The 19,110-nt window shown below is 57.9% G+C and carries 21 protein-coding genes; 12 read left to right on the top strand and 9 right to left on the bottom strand.

The features are described from left to right. The 3 genes from odhB (at window position 1) to lpdA (ending at window position 3,239) form a co-directional block, all read left to right on the top strand. On the top strand, window positions 1–1,506 hold the full coding sequence (gene odhB, locus ACR0EK_RS07235) for a 2-oxoglutarate dehydrogenase complex dihydrolipoyllysine-residue succinyltransferase (RefSeq protein WP_480773333.1): 1,506 nt from the start codon (window positions 1–3) through the stop codon (window positions 1,504–1,506). A gap of 2 nt (window positions 1,507–1,508) precedes the next feature. Further along, window positions 1,509–1,778: a hypothetical protein gene (locus tag ACR0EK_RS07230; RefSeq protein WP_480773334.1), complete on the top strand. Its 270-nt coding sequence runs from the start codon at window positions 1,509–1,511 to the stop codon at window positions 1,776–1,778. Window positions 1,779–1,850: 72 nt separating this feature from the next. Continuing rightward, window positions 1,851–3,239: a dihydrolipoyl dehydrogenase gene (lpdA, locus tag ACR0EK_RS07225; RefSeq protein ID WP_480899240.1), complete on the top strand. Its 1,389-nt coding sequence runs from the start codon at window positions 1,851–1,853 to the stop codon at window positions 3,237–3,239. A 21-nt stretch (window positions 3,240–3,260) separates the two neighbouring features. Here lpdA and ACR0EK_RS07220 read toward each other — a convergent pair whose 3' ends face one another. Then, the gene (locus ACR0EK_RS07220) at window positions 3,261–3,839 is read right to left on the bottom strand and encodes a TetR/AcrR family transcriptional regulator (RefSeq protein ID WP_480773336.1); all 579 of its coding nucleotides are present in this window, start codon (window positions 3,837–3,839) and stop codon (window positions 3,261–3,263) included. Between the two features lie 102 nt (window positions 3,840–3,941). Here ACR0EK_RS07220 and ACR0EK_RS07215 point away from each other — a divergent pair, with 102 nt between their 5' ends. Next, the gene (locus tag ACR0EK_RS07215) at window positions 3,942–4,535 is read left to right on the top strand and encodes an NAD(P)H-dependent oxidoreductase (protein ID WP_209506555.1); all 594 of its coding nucleotides are present in this window, start codon (window positions 3,942–3,944) and stop codon (window positions 4,533–4,535) included. Between the two features lie 19 nt (window positions 4,536–4,554). On the opposite strand, the gene ACR0EK_RS07210 is transcribed toward ACR0EK_RS07215, so the two are convergent. Genes ACR0EK_RS07210 through ACR0EK_RS07195 form a run of 4 tightly spaced genes read right to left on the bottom strand, consistent with a single transcriptional unit; the run spans window position 4,555 to window position 7,460 of the window. Beyond that, the gene (locus ACR0EK_RS07210; protein ID WP_480899238.1) at window positions 4,555–5,160 is read right to left on the bottom strand and encodes a pyridoxamine 5'-phosphate oxidase family protein; all 606 of its coding nucleotides are present in this window, start codon (window positions 5,158–5,160) and stop codon (window positions 4,555–4,557) included. Then, entirely contained in the window at window positions 5,147–5,887 is a 741-nt protein-coding gene (locus ACR0EK_RS07205) for a lysophospholipid acyltransferase family protein (protein WP_480899237.1), read from the bottom strand. Before ACR0EK_RS07205 ends, ACR0EK_RS07210 begins: the two co-directional genes overlap by 14 nt. Further along, entirely contained in the window at window positions 5,887–6,786 is a 900-nt protein-coding gene (locus ACR0EK_RS07200; RefSeq protein WP_480506720.1) for a cell division protein FtsX, read from the bottom strand. The genes ACR0EK_RS07205 and ACR0EK_RS07200 overlap by 1 nt, the downstream gene beginning before the upstream one ends. Next, window positions 6,783–7,460 carry a cell division ATP-binding protein FtsE gene (locus ACR0EK_RS07195; RefSeq protein WP_209506709.1) on the bottom strand — a complete coding sequence of 226 codons (678 nt, stop codon included), beginning with the start codon at window positions 7,458–7,460 and terminating at the stop codon, window positions 6,783–6,785. Before ACR0EK_RS07195 ends, ACR0EK_RS07200 begins: the two co-directional genes overlap by 4 nt. A gap of 182 nt (window positions 7,461–7,642) precedes the next feature. On the opposite strand from ACR0EK_RS07195, the gene ACR0EK_RS07190 reads away from it, so the two are divergent. Next, complete coding sequence (locus ACR0EK_RS07190) at window positions 7,643–8,365, top strand: zinc-ribbon domain-containing protein (RefSeq protein WP_480486637.1); 723 nt, start codon at window positions 7,643–7,645, stop codon at window positions 8,363–8,365. A 3-nt stretch (window positions 8,366–8,368) separates the two neighbouring features. Here ACR0EK_RS07190 and ACR0EK_RS07185 read toward each other — a convergent pair whose 3' ends face one another. From ACR0EK_RS07185 to argH, 4 genes are all read right to left on the bottom strand, one after another. Continuing rightward, window positions 8,369–10,852, bottom strand: a complete 2,484-nt coding sequence (locus tag ACR0EK_RS07185; protein ID WP_480899379.1) for a TIGR02302 family protein — start codon at window positions 10,850–10,852, stop codon at window positions 8,369–8,371. A gap of 96 nt (window positions 10,853–10,948) precedes the next feature. After that, window positions 10,949–12,214, bottom strand: a complete 1,266-nt coding sequence (gene lysA / locus ACR0EK_RS07180) for a diaminopimelate decarboxylase (RefSeq protein ID WP_480899236.1) — start codon at window positions 12,212–12,214, stop codon at window positions 10,949–10,951. Window positions 12,215–12,518: 304 nt separating this feature from the next. After that, a complete protein-coding gene (locus tag ACR0EK_RS07175) occupies window positions 12,519–12,719 on the bottom strand; it encodes an argininosuccinate lyase (protein ID WP_480486634.1) in 201 nt (66 codons plus the stop codon). Further along, window positions 12,716–14,104 (bottom strand): argininosuccinate lyase, encoded by a 1,389-nt coding sequence (gene argH / locus ACR0EK_RS07170; RefSeq protein WP_480558789.1) that lies wholly within the window; start codon window positions 14,102–14,104, stop codon window positions 12,716–12,718. The genes ACR0EK_RS07175 and argH overlap by 4 nt, the downstream gene beginning before the upstream one ends. Window positions 14,105–14,125: 21 nt before the next feature. Between argH and ACR0EK_RS07165 the strand changes: the two genes are divergently transcribed. The 7 genes from ACR0EK_RS07165 (at window position 14,126) to ACR0EK_RS07135 (ending at window position 18,943) form a co-directional block, all read left to right on the top strand. Next, on the top strand, window positions 14,126–14,692 hold the full coding sequence (locus tag ACR0EK_RS07165) for a TlpA disulfide reductase family protein (protein WP_480558787.1): 567 nt from the start codon (window positions 14,126–14,128) through the stop codon (window positions 14,690–14,692). A gap of 73 nt (window positions 14,693–14,765) precedes the next feature. Next, the gene (locus ACR0EK_RS07160; protein WP_480558785.1) at window positions 14,766–14,891 is read left to right on the top strand and encodes a hypothetical protein; all 126 of its coding nucleotides are present in this window, start codon (window positions 14,766–14,768) and stop codon (window positions 14,889–14,891) included. A 114-nt stretch (window positions 14,892–15,005) separates the two neighbouring features. Continuing rightward, a complete protein-coding gene (locus ACR0EK_RS07155; RefSeq protein ID WP_480558783.1) occupies window positions 15,006–15,392 on the top strand; it encodes a hypothetical protein in 387 nt (128 codons plus the stop codon). Then, a complete protein-coding gene (locus ACR0EK_RS07150; RefSeq protein WP_480558781.1) occupies window positions 15,389–16,360 on the top strand; it encodes a sterol desaturase family protein in 972 nt (323 codons plus the stop codon). Before ACR0EK_RS07155 ends, ACR0EK_RS07150 begins: the two co-directional genes overlap by 4 nt. 90 nt (window positions 16,361–16,450) lie before the next feature. Beyond that, on the top strand, window positions 16,451–16,639 hold the full coding sequence (locus tag ACR0EK_RS07145; RefSeq protein WP_480585514.1) for a hypothetical protein: 189 nt from the start codon (window positions 16,451–16,453) through the stop codon (window positions 16,637–16,639). A 104-nt stretch (window positions 16,640–16,743) separates the two neighbouring features. Next, complete coding sequence (locus ACR0EK_RS07140; RefSeq protein WP_480773341.1) at window positions 16,744–17,577, top strand: EAL domain-containing protein; 834 nt, start codon at window positions 16,744–16,746, stop codon at window positions 17,575–17,577. 190 nt (window positions 17,578–17,767) lie between these two features. Continuing rightward, entirely contained in the window at window positions 17,768–18,943 is a 1,176-nt protein-coding gene (locus tag ACR0EK_RS07135) for an acetyl-CoA C-acetyltransferase (protein ID WP_480899233.1), read from the top strand. Window positions 18,944–19,110 lie beyond the last annotated feature (167 nt).

Here is a 19,110-nt window from a genome sequence, read left to right as displayed (position 1 = left end):
ATGACGATTGAAGTTCGTGTTCCCACGCTTGGCGAATCGGTCACCGAAGCCACAGTTGCAACCTGGTTCAAAAAGCCCGGTGATGCGGTCGCCATGGATGAGATGCTGTGTGAGCTGGAGACAGACAAGGTCACCGTCGAGGTTCCTTCGCCGGCAGCGGGTGTCATGGGTGAAATCGTGGCAGCCGAAGGCGAAACCGTCGGTGTTGACGCCTTGCTGGCAACGATTGCGGCGGGCGAAGGCGCAGCCCCGGCGCCAGCCGCAGCCCCGGCAGCGGCACCTGCCGCATCAGGTGGGTCGGTTGACGTGATGGTTCCGACACTTGGTGAGTCTGTGACGGAGGCAACCGTTTCGACCTGGTTCAAGAAGGTTGGCGACAACGTCGCGCAGGATGAGATGCTGTGCGAATTGGAAACCGATAAAGTCTCGGTTGAAGTTCCCGCACCGACTTCGGGTGTTCTTGCGGAAATCGTTGCTCCAGAAGGATCGACCGTGGATGCGGCTGCCAAGCTGGCCGTCATCACCGGAGCTGCCGCTGGTGCAGCAGCCGCGCCGGCACAGGCAGCAGCGGCGGCGCCCGCAGCAACAAGCACCGGAAAAGACGTCGCAAACGCACCGTCCGCCCAGAAAGCAATGGCCGAAGCCGGACTGTCGGCTGATCAGGTCACCGGAACAGGCCGCGACGGTCGCATCATGAAGGAAGACGTAGCCAAAGCCGTTGCAGCAGTTTCAGCCCCGGTACCTGCGGCGGCTGCGCCCGCCCCTGTGGCCCAAGCCCCACGCGCCCCTGTGGCTGCCGAGGACGAGGCCCGCGAAGAACGCGTGCGGATGACCCGCCTGCGCCAAACCATTGCCAAACGTCTCAAGGACGCACAAAACACCGCTGCGATCCTGACCACCTACAACGAGGTGGACATGACCGAGGTCATGGCCCTGCGCAATCAGTACAAAGACCAGTTCGAGAAGAAGCATGGTGTGCGTCTGGGCTTTATGTCCTTCTTCACCAAGGCCTGCTGCCACGCGCTGAAAGAAGTGCCCGAGGTCAATGCCGAGATTGATGGAACCGACATCGTCTACAAGAACTTCGTGCATATGGGCGTTGCCGCCGGTACGCCGCAGGGTCTGGTCGTTCCCGTGATCCGTGATGCCGACAGCATGTCCTTTGCCGCGATCGAAAAAGCCATCGCCGAAAAGGGCAAGCGCGCCCGTGACGGCAAGCTGAGCATGGCTGAGATGCAGGGTGGCACCTTCACCATCTCGAACGGTGGTGTCTATGGTTCGCTGATGTCCTCGCCGATCCTGAACCCTCCTCAGTCGGGTATTCTGGGCATGCACAAGATCCAGGACCGCCCGATGGTCATCAATGGTGAGATCAAGATCCGCCCGATGATGTATCTGGCCCTGTCTTATGACCACCGGATTGTCGATGGCAAAGGTGCCGTTACCTTCCTCGTTCGTGTGAAAGAGGCGCTGGAAGATCCGCGCCGCCTGCTGATGGACCTGTAAGCATGGCAACGCATGTCCTTTGGCAAGCCGACGTGGCCGATTTCAACGCCTGGCTGAAAGTGTTCCGCGAGGACAAACCGATGCGCAAGGCCGCGGGTATCCGCGACCTGCATGTCTGGCGCGACCCCAACCAAAAAGACCACGCCATCGCGATGTTCGAGGTTACAAACCTGGACAAGGCCAAAGCCTTCTTTGGTTCCGAAGAATTGGCGATGCATCACGAGCGGGGCGGAATTGCCCATATCTCGATCAAGCTGCTGGAACCTGTTTGACAATGACTATTTCCGACCCGCCAAATCGGGTCGGGGAAGCGCCGGAACGTCCGGTCGATTTAGGAGAATGTAATGGCAAATTATGACGTCATCGTAATCGGCGCCGGGCCCGGCGGCTATGTCTGCGCGATCCGCTGCGCTCAACTGGGTTTGAAAACCGCCGTGGTCGAAGGGCGCGAAACACTGGGCGGTACTTGCCTGAACGTGGGCTGCATTCCCTCCAAGGCGCTGCTGCATGCCAGCCATCAGCTGCACGAGGCCGAGCATAACTTTGCCAAGATGGGCCTGAAGGGCAAAGCGCCTTCAGTCGATTGGAAGCAGATGCAGGCCTACAAGGACGAGGTCATCGACGGCAACACCAAAGGCATCGAATTTCTGTTCAAGAAGAACAAGATCGACTGGCTGAAAGGCTGGGGATCAATCCCAGCCGCAGGTCAGGTCAAGGTGGGTGATGAGGTCCACGAGACCAAGAACATTATCATCGCCTCTGGATCGGAACCATCTTCTCTGCCCGGTGTTGAAGTTGATGAGAAGGTTGTCGTGACTTCAACCGGTGCTTTGTCGCTGAACAAAGTCCCGAAGAAAATGGTTGTGATCGGCGCGGGTGTGATCGGGCTGGAACTGGGATCGGTTTACAGCCGCCTGGGCGCCGAGGTGACGGTGATCGAGTTCCTCAAGGAGATCACGCCGGGCATGGACCCTGAGGTGCAAAAAACCTTCCAGCGCATTCTCAAGAAACAGGGCCTGACCTTTATCATGGGTGCAGCGGTGCAGAAAACCGAAGCGACCAAGACCAAGGCCAAAGTTACCTACAAGCTGCTCAAAGACGACAGTGAACATGTGATCGACGCCGACACTGTGCTGGTTGCCACAGGCCGCAAACCCTATTCGGATGGTCTGGGGCTGGACGCTTTGGGCGTCGAGATGACCCAACGTGGTCAGATCAAGGTTGGTGCCGACTGGCAGACCAACGTGCCGGGCATCTATGCAATTGGCGACGTGACCGAAGGCCCGATGCTGGCACACAAGGCCGAAGACGAAGGAATGGCCGCTGCCGAACAGGTTGCAGGCAAGCACGGTCATGTGAACTATGGCGTGATTCCGGGCGTGATCTACACTTGGCCAGAAGTCGCGAATGTCGGTGAAACCGAAGCGACGCTCAAGGAACAAGGTCGTGCCTATAAGGTCGGCAAGTTCATGTTCATGGGCAATGGGCGTGCCAAGGCGAATTTTGCGGCTGACGGGTTCGTCAAGATTCTGGCCGACAGGGAAACCGATCGCATTCTGGGTGCCCATATCATCGGCCCGGGCGCAGGTGATCTGATCCACGAGGTTTGTGTGGCGATGGAATTCGGTGCTTCTGCCGAGGATCTGGCGCTCACCTGCCACGCGCATCCGACGTATTCCGAAGCGGTGCGCGAGGCTGCCCTGGCCTGCGGAGACGGCCCGATCCACAGCTAACACCCCTGACCCCTGCGGCGATCAGCTTGCCGGGGTCAGCCATGCATCCAGATATGTTTCCAGTCTGTCTGTGAACGTTGTCGCTGAATGCAGCGCGCAATACTGTAAGGACATGGCCTGAATGGCAAAGGCCTGCACGCCTTCTGCCAACAGCTCGGATGGTACATCCTTGCGTACCTCTGCGGTTTCAAGCCACATCATCACGACCCGGAAATACCGTTCAAAACAATAGGCAATCGGCCCAATATCTGCGATTGCCGTTGCCCCCGAGTATCTGATCAACAGATCGAACACGTACCGTTCGGACGTCATGAATTCGTGGACCGGTTCCAGCGAAGCGATAATCTCTGGTACCGTTTTGGGTGGGGTACCGGATCGGGCCTGATCCAGGCAAGCATTCAGCTTGTCCGCTATCAAGATTTCCATCAGCGCATCCTTGTCGCGGAAGTGTGCAAAGAAGGTCCCCTTGGCAACACCCGCGGCCTTTACAACTTCATCCACCCGCAAGGCTTCATATCCGCCATGTCGGAAAACCTCTTCCGCAGCTGATAGAAGCTTGGCGCGGGTCTTGATGGTACGTTTCTGGATCGTTTTTTGCATAACGCCCAATCGCACATTTTTTGACCGTGGTCAAATTTAATATTGACCGCGGTCATTTTTTGATTCTATAAACTGACCGCGGTCATTTTTAGGAGAACCCCGATGCACCCCAAGAAAATCCTCATCCTCGATGGACATCCGGCAGAAAGCAGCTTGTCACGCACATTCGCAGAAACCTATGGCGAGGCAGCTCGCAAAAACGGACATGACGTCCGGATAGTCCATCTGAGCGACCTACAGTTCGATTTTGATTTCGGTCAGGGCAACTATCACGACTTCAAGCCGCTTGAGCCGGTTCTGGAACACGTGTTGCAGGACTTCGAATGGAGCGATCATTTGGTCCTGACCACACCTATGTGGTGGGGCGGGCTGCCTGCAAAACTCAAGGGATTGATTGACCGGATGTTCATACCGGGACGGACATTCGACACCCGCAACACCACGATGGCTGGCCTGCCAGCCCCGATGCTGACTGGACGCACCGCGCGCGTTATCCTGACCTCTGACACGCCGGGCTGGTTCATGCGCCTGATGTACAGGCAAGCGCTTATTCGACAGGTTCGGGGCCAGATCCTCGGGTTTGTTGGCTTCAAACCAACGCGGTTCACTTATTTTGCAGGCGCAAGCTATCCCAAACCGGGCAGCGTCGAGCGCTGGATCAAAAAAGTGTCCAGAATCGGAGCCGCCGCAGCTTGACTGAACAACTGTCCGTTACCTACCACATTGTTTTGGCGGCGCGTGCAGCCCAGTCTTTGTCATACTGCGCGCCGCCCTCTTCACCTTCTGACGCCTCGGACAAAAGCTGCCCAATCGTCGGAAGGTCCTTGCTTTCGTCGCCACAAGTCCAAGTGCGGGCGCGCATCAGTGCACGCGCGCACTGGCTGTAAATCTCGTCAATCTGCACAACGATAACCGTCGCCGGAACCTTGCCAGCCTTTTCGAACTGGTTGCGCAATGCCGCGTCTGCGGTCAATCGGGCTGTTCCGATTACCCGAACGACATTGTCAGACCCTGGCACAAAGAACATCAGCGAAACGCGCGCGTCCCGAACAATGTTGCGCAAGCTGTCCAGGCGGTTGTTTCCCCGCCAGTCAGGCAACGCCAGCGTTTTTGGGTTTAACTCACGCACAACAGCACCGTCGTCCCCACGTGGGCTTCCGTCCACACCCTCGGGACCAACTGTACTGAGAACACAAAGGCGCGCGGCTTCAATCCACTTGCGATAGAGCGGAGTTAAGTGTCGAACGACCTTTCGCAACGAAGCAGCACCCGGCGTTCCGTACAACGCCTCGAGATCTTCTACTTTTTCAATGAATTCCATCAGGATCAAACCCCACTTCGCGCATCAATTCGTTCGAACGTGTTTCGATCACTTCCTCCAACCGCGCGAGGAACTCATCGCGGACTACACCCGGTTTGATCGGCTCCAGAAAATCTACAATGGCAAGGCCGGGTTTACGCATCACGCCTGTACGGGGCCAGAATACGCCAGCATTCGTCGCAACCGGAACGCATGGAAAACCGAGGCCTTCATACAGGATCGCTGTACCAACCTTGTAGGGTTTCTTTGCACCCGGCGCCACACGCGTGCCCTGCGGATAGATCACCAGCTGTCCGGGTTCGGAAAACTCTTTTGAGACGTCCTTGACCATTTTTGCCACAGCCGCACCGCGCTTGCCGCGATTGACCGGGATACAACCAAGGCGTCGTGCATACATGCCAATGACAGGTGTGAACAACAGCTCGCGCTTCATGATAAATTTGCCGTGCGGAATGGCGTCGAAAATCATGATGATATCAAGGAACGACTGATGTTTGGCCCCGATGACCACTTCATTCGTTGGGGCATTGCCCCGCACCTCGCAGCGGATACCAACCATCCACCGTGCCAGCCACATGGTGCTTTTGGCGTAGGTTTTGCACGCTTTCAGCGCACCGTTTTTAGAAAACAGCGCATAAGGCAGAAACGCGATGCCAAGGATCAGCATCCAGGCATAGATCACAATCATGAAGATGAGGGAACGAACCCACTGAATTGCCGTCAACATCAGGAAAGCTCCTTCAACTTGCGTCGGGCCGCGGCCCATGTGGCAACAAAGGCAACGGCTGCCCCAAGGACGGGGATAAGAACCGGCAATACCCAGTCTTTGCCCTGAAATCCAACTCCGGTCAGAAATCCGCCCGCGTCCGAAGCTTCGGGCAAAAGCAAGACACCTGTCATTCCCAGCAGGGTCCCAACCGAGGCGCCGAAAAACGCGCGATAGGTAAACCGCCGTACAAAAGCACCTGCGATGAAACCATCCTGTGCGCCAACCAATCGCAGGACCTCGATAATCTGCGCATTGGCCGCAAGTGATGCGTTGGCCGCAAGGGTAATCATCGCAGCGGTCGCGCCACCGATCAGCAGGATAGAGATCCACCCCAAACGACGCAGGGACATCGCAGCATCAACCAGCGGTTCGCGCCATCGCGTATGATCATCCAGAACCGCGCCGGGTACCTCGGCCCCCAATCGCAATCGCAGCCCGAGCGCATCCAGTCCCGGTTCGCCCTCGATGATCTCAATCAGCTGCGGGATTGGCAAAGTATCCAACGGCAGGTCCGGCCCGAACCATGGTGCCAGCAACGCGGCTTGTTCATCTGCGCTAAGCGAACGGGCGGATGCGACACCGGGTGTCTGGCTGAGGACGGTCAATGCCGCTTCTGTCTGGGCAGCAAGCTGCTCGGCCGGTGCGTTGATGCGTAAGGTTGCAGCGCCCGCCAGTTCCGAGGCCCACCGATCCGCGATGCGGCCAGAGGCGAGGGACAAAGCCAAAGCAAAAACAGCAAGAAATGCCATAGCACCAGCGACAAACAGCGTCAGATGCGCGGTGTAGCCGGTTGGCGGAACAACACGGTCAGCACGGGTATCGCCGCGCAGCAAGTTTCGGATATCAGCCCCAGTCACAGGTCTGCCCCCGCCAGATGCAGCTTTCGCTGCGAAATCCGCAAAACACGTGCCTGAACATGACTTTTTGCCGCGCGGATCAGGCTCAGGTCATGGGTGGCAATCAGAACGGTCTTTCCCATACGGTTCAGCTCGACCAGCAGGTGCAACAAACGTTGCGACATCTCCCAATCTACATTGCCGGTGGGTTCATCCGCCAATATGACATCAGGCGACAGGATGACAGCGCGCGCCAGAGCCGCCCGTTGACGTTCACCGCCGGATAATTCCGGTGGCCGCGCTTCGAGACGTGCACCAAGCCCCACCCAGCTGAGCAGTTCGGTCAAATTGTCTTGCCCAGACGACTCCCCGCGCCCGGAGACCATCAGTGGCAAGGCGACATTCTCGGCAAGCGTCATATGGTCAAGGAACTGGCAATCCTGATGAACAACGCCGACGCGTCGGCGGAGCACGGCCAGCTGATCCCGATCAAGGGCCGAGATATCTTGATCAAATACGCTAAGACGTCCAGAGGTTGGTAACAGTGCCCCGTAACACAGCTTGAGCAATGTCGTCTTTCCCGCTCCTGACGGACCGGTCAGAAAGTGGAACGACCCCGGCTGTAGTTGAACCGAGACATCGCTCAGCAACTCGCCGCCACCGTAGGTATAGCTGACATTTTCCAGCTCGATCACACGTGCCCCCAATATTTTGCCGCTCTTCTTGCCCGAGCAGGGCGACGGTTTCAATGGCTCTACCGAGTCCAATTGGTGACACTTGGCCCATGAAACCGAAAACGCCCTTTGCTGTTGGGTCTTAACGGAATATCATCCCTGAAAAAACTATTATCGGCCCTTCATCCGGCCGAGGAGGCAGTATGCGTCTTACATGTCCGAATTGCACTGCGCAGTACGAAGTTCCTGACGAGGTCATCCCCGAGGAAGGCCGCGATGTGCAGTGTTCGAACTGCGATCAGACCTGGTTTCAGGCCAAGCATCCATCCGAGCCGACGGATGAACCGAACGCGCCCGAGGACAAGCCTGTTGAGGCAGATACATCGGACACCGAGGTCGAGGCCCAGAAGGACGCCGAGCCCGCAGATAAATCAGCGCCAGAGGTTGAAAAACCTGCTGCATCTACAGGAAATGTTGCCCCATCAGTCGCCAGTATCCTGAAAGAAGAAGCCGCACGAGAAGCGGAGTTACGTGCGCAGGAAGGCGGTGGTCTGGAAAGCCAGCCCGATCTGGGCCTGGAAGCACCGCCAGAACCTAAGGTCAGGCCCAAACGCCCTGCAACTTCGGAAACCGCCGTAGATGCCGGGCAAAAGGATGCACTGCCGGATGTCGATGCCATCAACTCGAGCATGCGGTCGGACCCGGCAGAAGATGAGGCGCAGGCGCCTCGCAAGTCCGGTGGGTTCTTGCGCGGTTTTGCGCTGATGCTGATCATCGGCGTGGTTCTGTACCTGATCTACGGGAATGCCCGCCAGATCAGCGAGGCTGTACCGCAGGCCGATCCGTTGCTCAGCTCATATGTGTCGCTGGTGGATCAGGCGCGCATCTGGCTCGAAACTCAGGCAGGATCCGGTGCGCAGAACTAAGGGCTAGAACCGCTCCAGCAACCGCTTGAGGTATTCCAGCTCGATCTGGGGACGATCTGTTTCACCGGTCCGACGGCGGATTTCATCCAGCAACTCGCGCGCCCGGCGATAAACGTCTTCGCCCTGCAACAGGTTCTCGTCGGTTGAAATCGAACCCGCAGCGCCTGGGTTTCGGCCCAGAGGATCGCGGTTGTTGGCCTGCATGTCGCCGTCCTGCGTTCCCTGCCCTGGTTGGTTCTGCTGTTCCTGCGCCATGGCTTCACCCAGCGACCGCATCCCTTCGCGCAACGCTTCCATCGCTTCGGATTGACGGTCGATAGCTTCGGCGAGATCATCGCCACGCAGGGCCTGCTCGGCCTCGTCCATGGCGCGCCCGGCCCGATCCAGCGCCTCGCGCGCGGCGTCACCTTCGGGTGTGCCGACACCGGGGAGACCTTGTTGCTGACGACCCAACTCGTCTCTCAACGCTTGCTGTCGGTCGGCGAGCGAGCCTTGCCCCTGCTCACCGTCTCCAGCCTGATCCGAACCTTCACCTTGTCCGCCCTGACCTTCGTGGCTTTGCCCCCGACCTTGCCCGCCGTTGCGACCTTCGTTCCCTTGGCTTTCACCTGATTGCGCGCCGGGGTTGAATTGTTCCTGCAAATCACGAAAGGCCTGATCGCTAAGACCCTGCTGTTCGCGCAGGGTTTCGGCAAGACCTTCCATGGCCTGCTGGCCTTCGGATTGCTGCCCTTGGCCCTGACCCTGAGTTACACGCATGTTCTCCATCATCTGCTGGAATTCTTCCAGCGCCTGCTGGGCTTCGGCCATGCGACCTTGTTCCATCAGTTCCTGAATACGGTCCATCATGCGCTGCAGGTCATCCTGCGTCATTTGCAAAGATTCACTATTCTGGCCGGGCTGACGTTCGCCGTCTTCTCCATCTTGCTGTGCCAGACGTTGTAGTTGCTGAAGGTAATCCTGCGTCGCCTCGCGCAATTCCTGCATCAACTCCGCTATTTCTTCATCGTTGGCCCCGTTCTTCATCGCCTCGGTCAGACGTTCCTGCGCGCGGCGCATCCGTTCCAATGCATCCGCCAGCGTCCCGTCCTCGATCACCACGGCAAGGTCCCACAGGGCTTGTGCAATCTCTTCCTGTTGTTTGGGTTTCAACCCGTATCGATGAAAAGTTTCCAATCGCCTCAGAACAACCCGCAGACGCAGATAGGCTGTGTCAGAACGAAACAGATCCTCAGGGCGGTGCGACACAGCCCTCAGCAATTGCGAGACACGAGGCGCATTGGATCGCGACCAAAGCAGATCGCGCCTTTGCTCAATCACGGCTGCCGCCAGCGGATCAAAGAAGCGCCGTGCTGGCAAAGCCGTCTCATAGGAATCCGAAGACGTTTGCTGCTCCGCTGCATCCGTTGCCATCAAGGTAATCCTGACCGGCAAATGCGCCCACGGATGCTGCGAGAAGTCCTCGATCAGGTCTTCGGTGAAATCTGCCCGATCACCGGTGATCGGCATGGGTAATTCAATTTCGATCACCTCGCGCGGCTCTGGCTCGGCCGCCAGTCCGTACCGACGGTCAATCGCCGCCAAATCCAGCTCGATCCGGGCCAAGCCCGAAACCACTCCGTAATCGTCGCTGGCGGAAAATGGCAGCTTCATCTGCCCGCCCGCTTCAGACTCGGCGGTACCGGAAACTGCAATCTGCGGAGCCGCGTCGTCAATGACCTGCACCGACCAGTCCCGCCCCACCGGACCATCAATGCGCAACTGACCCGAGCGTTCGGCGACAAACTCCTGTTCCGGGTCTGTTGCCGCCTCGGTTCCGCTGGCAGAACTGCTTTCGGTCAGACTATGTGCACCGACCTCACCGTAAAGTCGCAAGGTGATGCGACTGCCCTTGGGAACAGAAAGCGCCGCCCCCGTCTGATCAGCAAGATATAAGGTCGGCAAACCTGTGTATCTGGGGGGTTCCACCCATCCTTCCCAAGTTGGGCCCTGTCCAGCGACGGCTGTACCCGGCGCCATGTCCGCCACTGAACCCACGCGCCACAACGAACCAAAGATCAGCGCCACGACAAATGCCAGCAGAGCGGCATAGCGCAGCGCATACGGATCACGCGACGCAAGCCGAAGATCTGGTTTCACAGCCTCAGCAGTGGCCGCACGCTGTGCCATGCGGGCTTTGTGCGCCTGCCACAAGGCAACCGAGTCCCCATCGTTGGTACCGATTGCCTGATCATCCAGCAAAGCCTGAATAGGTCGACCGGGCAGAGCCTCATCCAGCCGCGCCAGCGCATCAGCGCGGGACGGCAGTTTGAATTTCGTGACACCGCGGACGGATGCTACACCAAAAGAGATCAACGAGAGCGCACCAGCACCCCAGACGATTTCAACGGGCAGATGATCCTGCAGCCCCAGCATCAGAGCGGCGAGCAAAGCCAGAACAATCGAGAACGCAGGCCAGAACGCGCGCAGCACCTGTTCAGCCACCATGCCAAGATGGGTTAGCCACAGGGACAGGCGCGGAATGGGCAGGTTCGTACTGTTGGTCAAGACGGGCCTCCGGGACGGGCCCGCGCGGTTATCGCGTCAAAGCCACGATGGTATGGTATCGCGGTTTATGATTTCGTCAAAGCTTGGCCGTTCACGAATGACTGCAAATTGATCGCCATTCACCAGAACTTCAGGGATCAACGGACGGGTATTGTATTCGCTGGACATCACCGCACCGTATGCACCCGCGCTGCGAAATGCGACCAGATCACCCGATTTCAACGGTGGCATATTGCGCTGCTTGGCAAAGGTATCACCGGATTCGCAGACCGGGCCTACGATGTCATAGGCTTGCTGTTCCACGCCAGCCGCCGGTTCCTGCACCGCTACGATATCGTGGTACGCTTCGTACATTGCGGGACGGATCAGGTCATTCATCGCCCCATCAAGGATCAAAAAGTCGCGACCTTCACCTGATTTCACATAGATGACCTTGCTGACCATGATCCCGGCATTGCCCGCGATCAGGCGGCCCGGCTCAATCTCGATCTCACAGCCCAGATGGCCCAGTGTTTTCTTGACCAGCGCACCATATTCAATCGGCAAGGGCGGTGCGTCGTTCGACCGGGTGTATGGAATGCCCAAACCACCGCCCAGGTCGAGGCGCCTAATGTTGTGACCTTCAGAGCGGAGGCGCTCGGTCAGCTCGGCCACCTTTGTGTAGGCCAACTCATACGGTTCAAGTTCGGTCAGTTGCGAGCCGATGTGAACGTCGATGCCGATCACCTCCAGCCCCGGCAGGTCGGCGGCGTGAGCATAAACTTCCGAGGCGCGGGCAATCGGAATGCCAAACTTGTTCTCGGACTTGCCCGTGGCAATCTTGGCATGCGTCCTGGCATCAACATCCGGGTTCACCCTGACGGTAATCGGCGCGATCACGCCAAGCTCAAGCGCAATGGCGTTGATCACTTCCATTTCGGGCTCGGATTCGACATTGAACTGGCGAATGCCGCCGCTCAGCGCCATGCGTATCTCGTCCGCTGTTTTCCCCACACCTGAGAACACGATCTTGTCACCGGGAACACCAGCCGCCTTCGCCCGCAGATATTCTCCGCCCGAGACCACGTCCATCCCCGCACCTGCTTGGGCCAATGTCTTAAGGATCGCCTGATTGCTGGCCGCCTTCATCGCGTAGCAGACCAGATGATCGGTGCCGTCCAACGCGTCATCGAACAGCTTGAAATGCCGCAGCAATGTAGCCGTGGAATAGACGTAGAACGGTGTTCCAACCGCGGCTGCGATTTCGGAGACGGGGACATCCTCGGCGTAAAGCGCGCCGTCGCGGTACAAAAAGTGATCCATGCTTGCGCGCTTAGACCATAAAAGGACTTCGGATCAATGGATTCTGTATCCTTGGTCCCGGTTTAGTTTTGCGTTGAAACACCAACTCGGCCATAGCCCGAGATAGAAATGCCGGTGCCCGATTGTTTTGGTTCGGCCGCAGGTTCCGGGCGTCGCGCTGACGAAGGCTCGCAAGCCGCCAAAACAACAAGTGCACAAACCAATCCCAGAACTCTCATTTCAATACCATTTCTTTGTGTGACAGGTAATCGATACGTGGACCCAACATGAGGTGCCGGGACCATGGGCGCAACATTCAAAAGGATCAGAATCCAAGATAAATGCCCAGCGGTCCGCGGCTTAGGCCGACACCCCCGCCAACATACGCGCCGCTTGATCCAACCCCAATGGTGGCACTGACCGTGGGTTGAGGGGCAGTTGGTTGATCAGGCTCGCCATCAGCCCCGCACCCGGCCAGCACCAGACCGGAAACCGCAATCAGGATCGCACGTAGCGCGGTTGTCATACCATTGCCTTCCATCGTTCGATCTGGGCCCGCACCTGATCGGGGGCGGTACCACCGTAGGACTGCCGCGAGTTTACCGAATTGTCGACGCCAAGGACAGAGTAGACATCATCCGAGATATCACCATGGACCGATTGCATATCATCCAGCGTCAGGTCGGGCAGATCACAATCCTTGCCTTCGGCCATGGCCACCAGTGATCCGGTGACGTGATGCGCATCCCGGAACGGCAGGCCCAGCACCCGCACCAGCCAGTCGGCCAGATCCGTAGCGGTCGAGAAACCCGAGCCGGCGGCGGCGGCAAGGCTGTCGCGGTTGGCGGTCATGTCCTTGACCATCCCTTCCATCGCAGCCAGTGCCAGCATCCAGTTGTCGGCGGCATCAAAGACCTGTTCCTTGTCCTCCTGCATGTCCTTTGAATAGGTCAGCGGCAGGCCCTTCATCACCATCATCAGCGCGGTATTGGCCCCATAGATACGCCCAACCTTGGCGCGGATCAGTTCGGCTGCATCCGGGTTCTTTTTCTGCGGCATGATCGACGAGCCGGTCGAAAACCGGTCGGACAGGGACACGAAACGGAACTGGGCCGACGACCAAATCACCAGCTCCTCGGCAAAGCGCGACAGGTGCACAGCGCAGATCGAGGCGGTCGACAGGAACTCCAGCGCGAAATCGCGGTCGCTGACGGCATCCAGCGAGTTGGCGGCGGGGCGATCAAAGCCCAACGCCTGCGCCGTCATATGGCGATCAATGGGGAAAGATGTACCCGCCAGTGCGGCGGCCCCCAACGGGGATTCGTTCATTCGGGCACGGGCGTCGCGGACTCGGCTCAGGTCGCGGCCGAACATCTCGACATAGGCCATCATGTGGTGGCCCCATGTTACGGGTTGCGCAGTTTGCAGGTGGGTGAAGCCGGGCATGACCCAATCGGCGCCTGCTTCGGCCTGTGCCAAAAGCGCGCGAATCAGAGCCAGCAGACCAGTTTCAGCCGCGTCTAGCTGATCCCGGACCCACAGTTTGAAATCCGTCGCCACCTGATCATTGCGCGAACGCCCTGTGTGCAAACGGCCAGCAGGCTCGCCGATGATCTCTTTCAGCCGCGCCTCGACATTCATGTGTATGTCTTCCAACGCAGTTGAAAACTGAAACGTGCCGCTCTGGATTTCTGACAAAACGGTGAGCAGCCCTTCCCGAATGGCTTCAGCATCACTATCACTTATGACGCCTGTAGCAGCCAACATGGCCGCATGGGCGCGCGAGCCTTCGATGTCCTGGGCTGCCATCCGCTGATCGAACCCGATCGAGGCGTTGATCGCCTCCATGATCGCGTCTGGACCGGCGGCAAAGCGGCCGCCCCACATCTGGTTCGAGGATTGATCGGTCATGTAAGAAAACCCGGAGTTGATATGCGCCTATTTCGTTTGATCCCCCTTTATATGGCCCTTGCGCTAGGTGCAAATGCCGCTTTGGCAACCGATGCCGCGACACTGGGCCCCTTACGGGAAGGCAGTCTGAAGCGCCTTATCCTGCATGAAGAACCCAAACCGGCAAAAGTGATCGAGTTTCAGCTGGAAGATGACGGGGGTGTCGGCACGCTGGCCGATTATGAGGGCAAGTATGTTCTGCTGAACTTCTGGGCCACCTGGTGCGCCCCCTGCCGCAAAGAAATGCCTCAGATCGCCGAGTTGCAGGACGAGTTCGGGGGGGACAAGTTTCAGGTTCTGACCCTTGCCACAGGCCGCAACTCACCAGCAGGGATCAAGAAGTTCTTCGAAGAAAATGGCATATCCAACCTGCCGCGTCACCAGGACCTCAGCTCGGCTGCCGCGCGCGAATTCGGTATCATCGCATTGCCCATCACGGTCATTCTGAATCCCGAAGGTCAGGAAATCGCGCGGTTGATCGGCGACGCCGAATGGAATTCGGACAGCGCGAAGGCGATCGTGTCGACGCTTGTTGGCGCAGAAAGCTGAGGAAATAGCCTTATAGTCAGCGAGTTCAGTGAATCGCGATATCCTTCGGGCATTCAACCCGGAGGATATTTTTATGAAATCAATTGAAGGAATTGCCGCGATGGCGGGTGATTTCTGGATAGCCGCTGATGCTGCTACCGCCAAAGATGTACGCAAGAAGGGAAAGGGAGATCCAGTAACCTACGCGATCTCCGACTAGTATTCCTGCTTCTCGAATGGCTGCGATCAGAGCCTTGATTTTGCAACACAGCTGACGTCACGCCACCTTTGACAGTTTCCATCCTCCTTTGCACTCTGCGCTCAGGAGGATGGAATGCCGCTGGAAATTCTATTGGTGTTGGTCGTTGGAGGCATAGCCGGGATTACGGTATTGTTGCATCTGACAGGCAAGTCGCGGTTGCACGTGCTGACGCCAGACACGGCGCCACGCCAGTGGCTGCGGCATTTCCCTGAAGACACGGTGATCGACGTGACAATCGCCCATGACGGTCACGCGGCGCTGGTAAGAACCCAGAACGGGGCTGGGTTGATCTGGTCCTTCGGCGCCGACACAGTAGCGCGGCATCTCCAGGACTTCGACTGGTTTGAGACCGCCAATGGCATCGAAGTTCGGTTTCACGACTTCAGCACCCCGCGCGCGACTCTTCACCTTGACCAGACCGAACGCCAGCACTGGCAACACTTGATGAGGCCCGCATGACAGACCAGGTAAGCTTTCCCGATGCGGTGCAATGGGCCGTCCCGTTTTTCATCGCTGCTATTCTGGCAGAATTCCTGTGGATCGCAGTCAAAGGCAAAGGCGGGCGGTATGAAACGCGCGATGCTGTAACCTCGCTGATCATGGGGGCCGGGAACATCGCGTCGGGCTTTTTGCTGGGCTTTATTGCCTATGCGTTTTTCATGTGGCTGTGGCAGATCACTCCTTTGGACCTGGGCACGTCAATTCCCATTATCATTCTGTGCTTTGTCCTGGATGATCTTCGCTATTACTGGGTACACCGTTTTGGGCATCGCATTCGCTGGGTCTGGGCCAGCCATGTCAACCACCACAGTTCACAGCACTACAATCTGACCACAGCTCTGCGGCAGACTTGGACCTATACCTTTACGTTCATGATGGTCGTTCGCGCGCCGCTGATCCTGCTGGGTTTCCATCCGGCCATGGTTCTGTTCGTCGGTGGATTGAACCTGATCTATCAGTTCTGGATTCACACCGAGGCCATCGGCAAGATGCCCCGATGGTTCGAAGCGGTCATGAATACCCCCAGCCATCATCGCGCGCATCACGGCCGGAACGCACGGTATCTGGATTGCAATTACGCCGGAGTTTTCATCATCTGGGACAAGATGTTCGGGACATTTGTGCCTGAACAGGAAAACGATCGGGTCGATTACGGGCTGGTTCACAATATCGGCACCTTCAACCCTTTGCGCGTTGCGTTTCACGAATGGGTCGGCATCTGGCACGACGCCACGCAGCCCGGCCTGACACTACGGCAACGTCTGGCCTATTGTTTCGCGCCTCCGGGGTACAGCCACGACGGCAGCCGCGACAACTCGGAACAGATAAAAGCCAAGCACCTGGCTCGCCATCCCGAGGACCGGGGAACGCCCGGTTTTGAGCAGGTCGACAAGATCCTGCCCAAAGGACAGGCAGAACAGGCCTGATACAGCCGTCAGGCCCCGCTAGACTTGAACTCCGGTCTTTGCACGCCATATCAGTGATTGAATGTGGCGCATAGATGAGCGAGGGGCGGCATGAAACGTTTGGCAACCATTTCAACCTTCGTGGGGTTGTTTGGCCTGTTGCTGGCCATGCTTGCCGCGCTCGGCAGCTTTGTTGGCACTCTGATCGCATTGGGTTTTGTCCTGATGATTCTGGGTGCGACAGGAGCCCTTCTCGGAGCCGCGGCGTCGCTGGCCCGTGCCGGGCACTCCGCGCGCTGAAAACCGCAATAAGCAACTTCATCTGACGCTTTAACCGCAGATTCATCTGTTTGCCCCGAAACTGTGTCAAAACACCTGTTCCGGACACACGGGAATCTGCGCCTATGGGAAACAAAAAGCTCACCAATCTTCCCGAAGGGTTGGACACCCCTTTGAATGCAGCAGTGTCAACACGGGATCGTTCGGTGGTTCAGATGGCAACCGATGCTGTGAAGCACAAGCAATGTCGGTTGGCCTTTCAGCCGGTTGTTCAGGCGCACCCGCCGCATGACATCGCGTTTTACGAAGGCTTCATTCGTGTATTGGATGAAACAGGGCGCGTTATCCCCGCGCGCGAGTTCATGCCACAGGTTGAAAACACTCCGATCGGACGTGATCTCGACTGCGTCGCGTTGGAACTTGGTCTGCGCACGTTGGTGAACAACCCCCAGATCCGCCTGTCGATCAACATGTCCGCCCGCTCGATCGGTTATTCCAACTGGTCCGGTATACTGGACCGGTTTCTGAAACGGGATCCGCAACTGGGCGAACGGCTGATCCTAGAAATCTCCGAAAGTTCTGCTATGCAGGTGCCGGAATTGGTGGTCGACTTCATGGACCGCCTACAGGATCGCGGCATCGCCTTTGCGCTGGACGACTTTGGTGCCAGCAACTTCAGTTTCCGCCACTTTCGCGAGTTTCTGTTCGACGCCGCCAAGATCGACGGTCAGTTTATCAGGGGCATCAGCAACAGCCCCGACAACCAGGCTTTGGTGCGGGCCCTGATTGCCGTAGCGCGTGAGTTTGAAATTCTGGTCACTGCCGAATCGGTCGAAACTCAGAAGGATGCGGCATTTTTGCTTGAATTTGGCGTGGATTGCATGCAGGGCTTTTTGTTTGGCGCGCCCAGTGTTTCGCCCCAGTGGAAACAGGAAAAAATTTCAAAAACAGCAAGTTGACCCGTGGGTGATCGACATTTTTCCGCCATTTCCCAAGCTGAGACAAGCTGCCCGTTGCTGCAAGTGCAGCATTACGCTATTGCAGAAGTACTTGAGCGGGGGATAACGGGGCGCTCTTGTTTCGAGAGGGAAACTCTCGGCCTGCGCCGTCAGACATTCCGCCAGACAATGACGGTAAAGGACTGATCATATGACCAACGTAGTAATCGCATCCGCCGCACGAACAGGTGTCGGCAGCTTTAGTGGTTCGTTTGCGAACACCCCCGCACATGATCTGGGCGCGGCCGTCCTGGAAGCAGTTGTTGAGCGCGCCGGGATTGAAAAAGGCGAAGTCAGCGAAACCATCTTGGGTCAGGTGCTGACTGCGGCTCAGGGGCAGAACCCGGCTCGGCAGGCGCATATCAACGCCGGTTTCCCGCTGGAAAGTGCCGCCTGGGGCATCAACCAGGTTTGCGGCTCGGGCCTGCGTGCGGTCGCATTGGGCGCTCAGCATATCCAACTCGGTGATGCCGACATCGTCGCCGCTGGTGGCCAAGAGAACATGACCCTGTCGCCCCACGCAGCTGCCCTGCGCGCCGGTCACAAGATGGGCGATATGAAATATATCGACACCATGATCCGCGATGGTCTGTGGGATGCCTTCAACGGCTATCACATGGGTCAGACGGCGGAAAATGTTGCCGAGAAATGGCAGATCAGCCGCGACATGCAGGATGAATTCGCTGTCGCTTCGCAGAACAAGGCCGAGGCGGCGCAAAAAGCTGGCAAGTTTGTCGACGAAATCGTGCCCTTCACCATCAAGACCCGCAAGGGTGACATCGTGATGGACAAGGACGAATACATCCGCCACGGCGCTACAATGGAAGCCATGGCAAAGCTGCGCCCCGCCTTTACCAAGGACGGATCGGTCACTGCTGCAAACGCTTCGGGCCTGAACGACGGCGCGGCCGCAACCCTGCTGATGTCAGCTCAAAACGCAGAGAAGCGCGGAATCGAACCTTTGGCGCGCATCGCGTCCTACGCAACTGCCGGGCTGGACCCGTCGATCATGGGCGTTGGCCCGATCTACGCATCGCGCAAGGCATTGGAAAAAGCAGGTTGGTCCGTCGACGATCTGGACCTGGTTGAAGCCAACGAAGCCTTTGCCGCGCAGGCCTGCGCAGTGAACAAAGACATGGGCTGGGACCCGTCGATTGTGAACGTGAACGGCGGCGCAATTGCCATCGGCCACCCAATCGGCGCATCAGGTTGCCGCGTTCTGAACACGCTGCTGTTCGAAATGAAGCGCCGCGACGCAAAGAAAGGTCTGGCCACCTTGTGCATCGGCGGTGGCATGGGTGTCGCCCTGTGTGTGGAGCGCGACTAAGTGCGCCAATAGCCAAATAGAAAAGGGCGTCCATGGGACGCCCTTTTTTGTTACACTGGGGTCGTACCCCTTAGATGCGACGATATTGCCATCCGAAATAAACACCTTAACGACGAAACAATATTGCGCACAAACATCTCTCAAAGTAACAGCATTACCAAGACGAC

This window comes from Ruegeria sp. AE4 (assembly GCF_056542185.1).
This window is presented reverse-complemented; position numbering and strand designations above follow the sequence as displayed.

Bases quoted from the DNA above. Each gene is read 5' to 3' on its own strand.
- ACR0EK_RS07205 (WP_480899237.1), bottom strand. From the start codon at position 5,887: ATGTTGACGGCAATTCAGTGGGTTCGTTCCCTCATCTTCATGATTGTG.
- ACR0EK_RS07160 (WP_480558785.1), top strand. From the start codon at position 14,766: ATGAAATCAATTGAAGGAATTGCCGCGATGGCGGGTGATTTCTGGATA.
- ACR0EK_RS07150 (WP_480558781.1), top strand. From the start codon at position 15,389: ATGACAGACCAGGTAAGCTTTCCCGATGCGGTGCAATGGGCCGTCCCG.
- ACR0EK_RS07185 (WP_480899379.1), bottom strand. From the start codon at position 10,852: ATGGTGGCTGAACAGGTGCTGCGCGCGTTCTGGCCTGCGTTCTCGATT.
- ACR0EK_RS07175 (WP_480486634.1), bottom strand. From the start codon at position 12,719: ATGACAACCGCGCTACGTGCGATCCTGATTGCGGTTTCCGGTCTGGTG.
- ACR0EK_RS07220 (WP_480773336.1), bottom strand. From the start codon at position 3,839: ATGCAAAAAACGATCCAGAAACGTACCATCAAGACCCGCGCCAAGCTT.
- lpdA (WP_480899240.1), top strand. From the start codon at position 1,851: ATGGCAAATTATGACGTCATCGTAATCGGCGCCGGGCCCGGCGGCTAT.
- lysA (WP_480899236.1), bottom strand. From the start codon at position 12,214: ATGGATCACTTTTTGTACCGCGACGGCGCGCTTTACGCCGAGGATGTC.
- argH (WP_480558789.1), bottom strand. From the start codon at position 14,104: ATGACCGATCAATCCTCGAACCAGATGTGGGGCGGCCGCTTTGCCGCC.
- ACR0EK_RS07230 (WP_480773334.1), top strand. From the start codon at position 1,509: ATGGCAACGCATGTCCTTTGGCAAGCCGACGTGGCCGATTTCAACGCC.
- ACR0EK_RS07190 (WP_480486637.1), top strand. From the start codon at position 7,643: ATGCGTCTTACATGTCCGAATTGCACTGCGCAGTACGAAGTTCCTGAC.
- ACR0EK_RS07140 (WP_480773341.1), top strand. From the start codon at position 16,744: ATGGGAAACAAAAAGCTCACCAATCTTCCCGAAGGGTTGGACACCCCT.
- ACR0EK_RS07210 (WP_480899238.1), bottom strand. From the start codon at position 5,160: ATGGAATTCATTGAAAAAGTAGAAGATCTCGAGGCGTTGTACGGAACG.
- ACR0EK_RS07145 (WP_480585514.1), top strand. From the start codon at position 16,451: ATGAAACGTTTGGCAACCATTTCAACCTTCGTGGGGTTGTTTGGCCTG.
- ACR0EK_RS07215 (WP_209506555.1), top strand. From the start codon at position 3,942: ATGCACCCCAAGAAAATCCTCATCCTCGATGGACATCCGGCAGAAAGC.
- ACR0EK_RS07135 (WP_480899233.1), top strand. From the start codon at position 17,768: ATGACCAACGTAGTAATCGCATCCGCCGCACGAACAGGTGTCGGCAGC.
- ACR0EK_RS07155 (WP_480558783.1), top strand. From the start codon at position 15,006: ATGCCGCTGGAAATTCTATTGGTGTTGGTCGTTGGAGGCATAGCCGGG.
- ACR0EK_RS07165 (WP_480558787.1), top strand. From the start codon at position 14,126: ATGCGCCTATTTCGTTTGATCCCCCTTTATATGGCCCTTGCGCTAGGT.
- odhB (WP_480773333.1), top strand. From the start codon at position 1: ATGACGATTGAAGTTCGTGTTCCCACGCTTGGCGAATCGGTCACCGAA.